This is a genomic window from Erysipelatoclostridium sp. DFI.2.3, from assembly GCF_019132535.1.
Classification (GTDB): domain Bacteria; phylum Bacillota_I; class Bacilli_A; order Erysipelotrichales; family Erysipelotrichaceae; genus Clostridium_AQ; species Clostridium_AQ innocuum.
The window spans coordinates 177,281-183,685 of the sequence record NZ_JAHOOJ010000009.1; the positions used below are offsets into that span (position 1 = coordinate 177,281).

The following is a 6,405-nucleotide window of genomic DNA, read 5'->3' on the forward strand; positions in this document are numbered from 1 at the left end:
AAATAGAAACCAGAGGTGAAGGAAATGAAACAAGCAATACAAATGAAAGAAAATATGTACTGGGTCGGTGTTCATGATTTCAATTGCCGTCATTTTCACGGTGATCTGTTTCCGATTGCAGAAGGGACGACCTATAATTCCTATCTGATTGTCGATGAGCAGGTGACACTGATCGATACTGTTGAGGAAGAATTCTATGATACGATGATGGAGCGTATTCGTTCGGTAATCGGTGAGCGAACCATTGACAATGTTATCGTACAGCATGCAGAGCCGGATCATTCCGGAGGCTTCCTGAAATTTATGAAGGATTATCCCAATGCCAGACCGTATGCCAGCAATGCCGGTGTGAGCATCATGCTGAAGCAGTATTTCAAAAGCTATGATTTTCAAAGGGTGAAAACCGGTGATACCTTGTCCACCGGGCGCTATACGCTTACGTTTGTGGAAATGCCGATGATTCACTGGCCGGATAACATGCTGACCTATGTCGCAGAGCAGAAAATTGCATTCTCCAATGATGCGTTCGGACAGCACATTGCAAGCTATGATATCTTTGATGATGCACATGGTGCTGCCAAGTGTATTGATCGCGCAAAAGATTACTATGCAAATATCGTGATGCCGTATGGTATGCAGGTTGCCAATAAGCTAAAGCAGATTCAGGATATGAATCTTGACATTGATATGATTGCCCCGGCACATGGTATTATCTGGAGAAGCTACCTGCCGGAGCTGTTTCAGGCATATGAGGATTTTGCGACCTTCAAGGCGGTTGATAAGGCGGTCATCGTATATGAAAGTGTCTGGAAGCATACACAGATGATGGCTGAGGCGCTTGCTGAGGGTATGGGAAGAAACGGAATCTGTGTAAAAATCTTCAAATGCTCAATGACCTCCCCCGCAATCATACAAAAGGAGCTGCTGGATGCCAAGGCGGTTCTGGTCGGAAGCGGGAATTACAACAATGCCATGGCGGGAAGCATTGCGGCTTTTCTGGAAAAGCTCATCACCTGCAAGGTGAAGAATAAAAAGGGCCTTGGCTTTGGTTCGTATGGCTGGGCAAATCTTGTCACAAAGGAAATCAATGCCCGACTGGGAAAGGCAGGAATCACACTGCTGAATGATGAGATCGTTTCACAGAATTACACGCCGAGTGAAGCGGATTTGGACGCACTGATGGAGCTTGGTAAACAGATTGCAGAAGAAATTAAAGCGATGTAGTATTGATTAAATTGAAGCTATGTATGCTATAAAAAACAAGGTTTCTCACAAACGACACCTTGTTTTTTATATGTCTTCATATCTGCATAATGGATAACAATACATTGAAAGTCAATCAAAACAGGTATTGTACAGTTGGTAGATCACATAGCACGTCGATTGCGAATTGTAGCTATCCAAACGCACTTTATGATTTTTTACAAGCTTTATTTTTATAATCAGAAGCTGTTTTCTCCCAATACATTACCCTTGACAATACATCGCTTAGATACATCTTGGTGAAACCTTAAAATGCTGTATTTATCGAATCCTATGCTTATTTTTTTCGCAGTTGTTTTACTCCTTTGCGGATATAGCGCTGTTTATTGTGCTTGCCCTTCGCAAAAAACAAGCCAAAAATAATCAATACGACGCCTCCCGCCGCTCCCAGCACATACTGGACTGTATCGTATTGTGCCTCTTTAGCAGCCTTCCCATCGCTCCACATATTTATCTTCTCTTTTTTTGCTTCTTTCTCCAGCGTTTGCAACTCCTTCGTATATGCATAATCACCATACAGATACTTCACCTCTGCCAATCCCCGTTTTACAAGTTCCTCCTGCAACAGGACATCATCCACATACACCCATGCTAGTGTACGTCCATATTTATCCAGCTTTTCACTGCCGTCATCATATTCCAGCTCGATCGTTTCCGCAGATTTCAAAGCATCACACACATAGGCGCTTGCCTCTTTACCATAAGGCTCCTTCGTTTTGGTATACTCAGGTGCATTGATTGCCAGAAAACGAACGGTTGTATCTTTGCCGTCGATTTTAAAATGTGCAGTGTCTCCATCTGTGCATTTACCAAATTCAACCTCTTCTCTCGTATTTGCTTGTACCGGTAACATTGCCATGATTGTAAACAGGCAAAAAAACATAATTTTCTTCATAATAACCTACCATTCCTTATAATATCTTCTTCATAAGTTTAATTATAATGAAAATTCTGTCGTTCTCAAGACTTGCTTTTTATTTTGTATATATCAATTTAATCCATTATCCGAATCGCAAATTAGACAAAAGGCAAGAAAAGATGCGGGAATCACGGATAATGAAAAAGATTATTTTTCTGTTGCCCCTAATACCGTCATTATCAACTATGAATTGTTCTGTTGAAATTGACAATATTCACTTCCTTTCACATCAACACTCAACTATTACCGTCTGTTTGAATACAAAATCTCATTCTTTGATTCCTCCAATCCAAAAGACAACTACCGTAACTTGATAATTGCTTATATTTCTACAAGTAAGAAAAGACAATCAACTTCTTATTTGAAGTCAACTGTCTTACTCATGTCTTATTCATTTTTTTATCACACAACAACATCATTTATATCATGCCATGTAAAATGCGGTTTTGCTTATAAATACAGCTGTTTCCGCTTGTAAATGCATATAGTCTCCTGCATTCTGTATCAATCTTGTCAGATGACAGACTTGTTATTCACTCATAAGCTTGCTCAACTGCCAAAGTGACCCCCCCACTTAAAAAGCGGTGGAGAAATCTAAAAGATTTTCACACCGCCCTATTTGGAATGCTCCGTCAAAATTGTATTACGTCAGTAAATATTCATATAAAAGCAATTATTTATTACTTAACGTCCTCTTTTTCTTTAATACCGCTAAGATAGCGATACCTAATGTACTCATTGTGAACATTAAAGCAACTATTCCTATATTTGTCATATCTCCGGTTTTTGGTGTATCTGTCTCATTTGGCTTCATCGCATTATCCGGCTTTGTTATACTTCCCGGCTCCGTTGTATTATCTGGTTTTATAGTATCTGGCTTTGTTATATCATCTGGTATCGTTGGTGTATCTACATTCTTTTCCTTGACTGTTACCATAATTGTTTTGGTTGTACTTGCCCCCTTACTATCTGTTACTTTATATGTTACTTCATAAATTCCAGCTTTGTTTATATTGACAGAATTACTCCATACCTGAATTTTATCTGTCAACATTCCGTCTTCTTTATCTGTAGCGATAACATCGTTTAATGGGTCAAATACATCTCCTACAGTTAAGGTTTTATCACAAACTTCAATCTCTGGCGCATGGTTTATTGATGATATGTTGGGAACAACCTCGACAGGTATCATCACTTCCACAGTTTCATAATTCACCGTATCGTCTGGTGTATATGTTGCCTTAAATTTCTGTGTTCCTATTTTATCAGCAGTTTGTGTTTTATCTGCCCATGTAAAACCTTTAGGAAGTTTTACGGCGGCAAGTGTTTTCCCCTTACCGATTACCAAATCATTTGGCAATGTATAACTTGGTTTTGCTTTATGGATAGTAAATTCTTTCCAAGCTGTCTCTGCACTTTTATGTGTATCGTTTTCAGCAACTACGGCTTTCACTCGATATATACCTGCATTTGTAGGAACATCGTTCATATCACCCCAAGTATCTCCCTTTTTCTCTTGGTAAGAAAACGTAACATCTCCTGCACCGTCAGTTACCGCATAATCATTTTCAGAAATTGACACAGCTTTTCCGTTATAATCCTTATCTAATTTAAACTTGTCCTTGAAAGAAACAATAGTTTCTTTTTTCTCTTCCCATTTGACATAATACAGTTTATTCTTTTCAAATATTTCTATAGGATTACCTGCTAATAATTTATTATCAAACCACCCCTTAAAAGCATAACCGTTTCTAATAGGAGTAATTAATTTATCAGATTCAGGCATTACATTCTTAGGCAATGTTCCTTCGTTTAAATGACCAACTAAATAATTAGGCGATATAAAATCATCCACTAATTCTCCGCCAACTATATAATATGAATTATTATAAGTAATAACTTCAGCTTCATTTCCATTACTGTCAATACAACTAAAATTTGCACTGCCTTTACCTTCTGCTACTCCATTTTTATCGTCATTTATTATTTTCCACCATGCTTTAACTGTAGAATTATTCCCTGATAAGTTTAAGTTATATTTTAAATTGTCATATTCTAATTCGAGGCCTTCAGGTATAATGAAATCTCGTAGAGGCAAGGCTTGTGTTTGCTTAACATTCACATTTATATTAGAATGTTTTAATGTTAATTTTCTAGTGTTGACCGGGAACATATCATAACTTATAACTGTTACATTTGGATGTCGTATAATTGCATCTACATTATTTATATTAAGATTCTCTACTACATTATCTCCATATATATTCCCGAATAACATACCAGAATACGCATATATTGGATAACTGCAGTTGTCTATTGTTAAATTTGAAATTTTAGCATTTGCTACTTGCCCAGAAATTATTCCTCCATACCAATCACTTAAATTTGGATTTGCAGTACAATTTTTTATGCTTATGTTAGAAACTGTCCCCGATAACGCTGTCGATAGGAAGGAGTAGAACATTACATTTGAATTCTCTGGTGAAGTTATTTTAGAATTTTTTATAACTATATTACTCAATTCCGATGTATCACTTACCATTCTCCCAACAACAAAAGTAGGACCATGTTTTAAAGAATTTTCTATCCCATCAAATACAGTATTAGTAATCACACCATTTTCTCCAAGTTGCATAAAAACCCCGGTATATCGTCTATTCCTCTTATCACTATCAATAGCAGTCATTTTTAAATTCTTTATGCTAAAACCTGAACCATCAAAAACACCGCAGAATGAAGGTCCAACTCCTGCTTCTCCTGGTAAATTCAAATGTCCTATTGGAATCCATGTTTGTCCATCATTATAAAAATTTCCACCTTCTTGAAAATCTTCTTCTGTGAACACAATATCATTAACTAATTTAAAGTATCCATTGATAATTGTATTTCCACTTTCATCTGTTGTTGTATGAGTTCTTATTTTATCTAAATCTCCTCCTGTTGATATCATATGAGGTTTATTCTGTGTACATTTATCACAATTTTCCCAACTTTCTTCTGCAGTTTCTTCATCTAGTTCTTTTATGCTCAATATTTCAACATCAGCTGGTATATTTTCTTCTGGTAAAGGTATTTCTCCCTCTATTGAATCTTCTTCTGGCAATATAGGTTCTTCCAAATCATTCTCTACTGTTTTTTCCTCATTTTCAATTGCATTTGCAATTTCTTGTGCATAAACAACAGTTGGCAAACTACCAGATACAGAAGAAACCGTTATTGTAGCTGCAACAGCCATTGTTAATGCTAACTTTTTCTTGTTCATAAAACATCTCTCCTTTCTGTTTTCACAAAAGAAAATTCATTAAAGAATACACAAAAAGCACAATCCACCATTAGATACAGTGATATTGTGCTTTTAATTTGTATATAAATTTTTGTACGTCAAAAAGGGCAGACGTTACCTTATCTGTCTGTCTGTCTGTCTGTCTGTCTGTCTGTCTGTCTGTCTGTCTAGTATGCAGTCTCTGAACACAGCTGTCAACCCCTTTTTTTTAATACTTGAAAATTTCATCTCTTTTTTCTTTTGTTTACCTACATTTTACACCTTTTATATTCTTTTTCAAGATAGAACCTACAAAAAATGGGAAATAAATTTGAGGTAGCTGAGAAAAAATCTTAAAAGAATTAATGTAAAAAATTCTCTTGTATACATCTAAATACACAAATACAGATTTTAAAATGAGGTAATATCGATACGAAAAAAAGATAATTTCTAAAAAAATATGAATACATTGAAAAGCGGAGGAGTTAAGAAAGTTTCCTTATTTTGCGTAGATGTCCTTATCGTCTTCAAAGAGTCATAGGTGTGGTTAATACAAAGACCGCATATAGCCGTTTGGATCATTTATCAACTCCGAAGCAGCAATCACTTGTAAGTCATGAGCATATCAAACACAATCACATTACATGCAATTGAAGAATTACACAGATAATTCTGAAAGATTTGCTGTAGAAATCTGCATGCCAATCTTCGGGAATGTGAAGAATTATGTGTAAGTAAAAATCGACAGGTTTAGATAGTAGATGACGAATCATGTCTAATCATCATCTGTTTATGTATTATCAGTATGCCCAATTCATCAAGGGTTATACTGACTTTTTTTATATGCCTTTATCTTTACTCATTATGCTTCTACTGCTTCCATAATGGCAAGTTGATTTTGAATCATATCCCAGTTTCGACATCTCTGTGTCCATTTGCTGCTGAGGTTCTGAATAGCCAA

At 36.2% G+C, this 6,405-nt stretch carries 3 protein-coding genes; 1 reads left to right on the plus strand and 2 read right to left on the minus strand.

What is annotated here, in order from left to right; all coding sequences use genetic code 11:
* Positions 1 to 24: 24 nt before the first annotated feature.
* A complete protein-coding gene (locus KSZ58_RS11270; RefSeq protein WP_009269485.1) occupies positions 25 to 1,224 on the plus strand; it encodes an FprA family A-type flavoprotein in 1,200 nt (399 codons plus the stop codon).
* A 316-nt stretch (positions 1,225 to 1,540) separates the two neighbouring features.
* Here the strand turns inward: KSZ58_RS11270 and KSZ58_RS11275 are convergent, their stop codons facing one another.
* Complete coding sequence (locus KSZ58_RS11275) at positions 1,541 to 2,158, minus strand: thermonuclease family protein (protein WP_009269486.1); 618 nt, start codon at positions 2,156 to 2,158, stop codon at positions 1,541 to 1,543.
* A 697-nt stretch (positions 2,159 to 2,855) separates the two neighbouring features.
* Positions 2,856 to 5,444 (minus strand): immunoglobulin-like domain-containing protein, encoded by a 2,589-nt coding sequence (locus KSZ58_RS11280; protein ID WP_233104376.1) that lies wholly within the window; start codon positions 5,442 to 5,444, stop codon positions 2,856 to 2,858.
* Positions 5,445 to 6,405 lie beyond the last annotated feature (961 nt).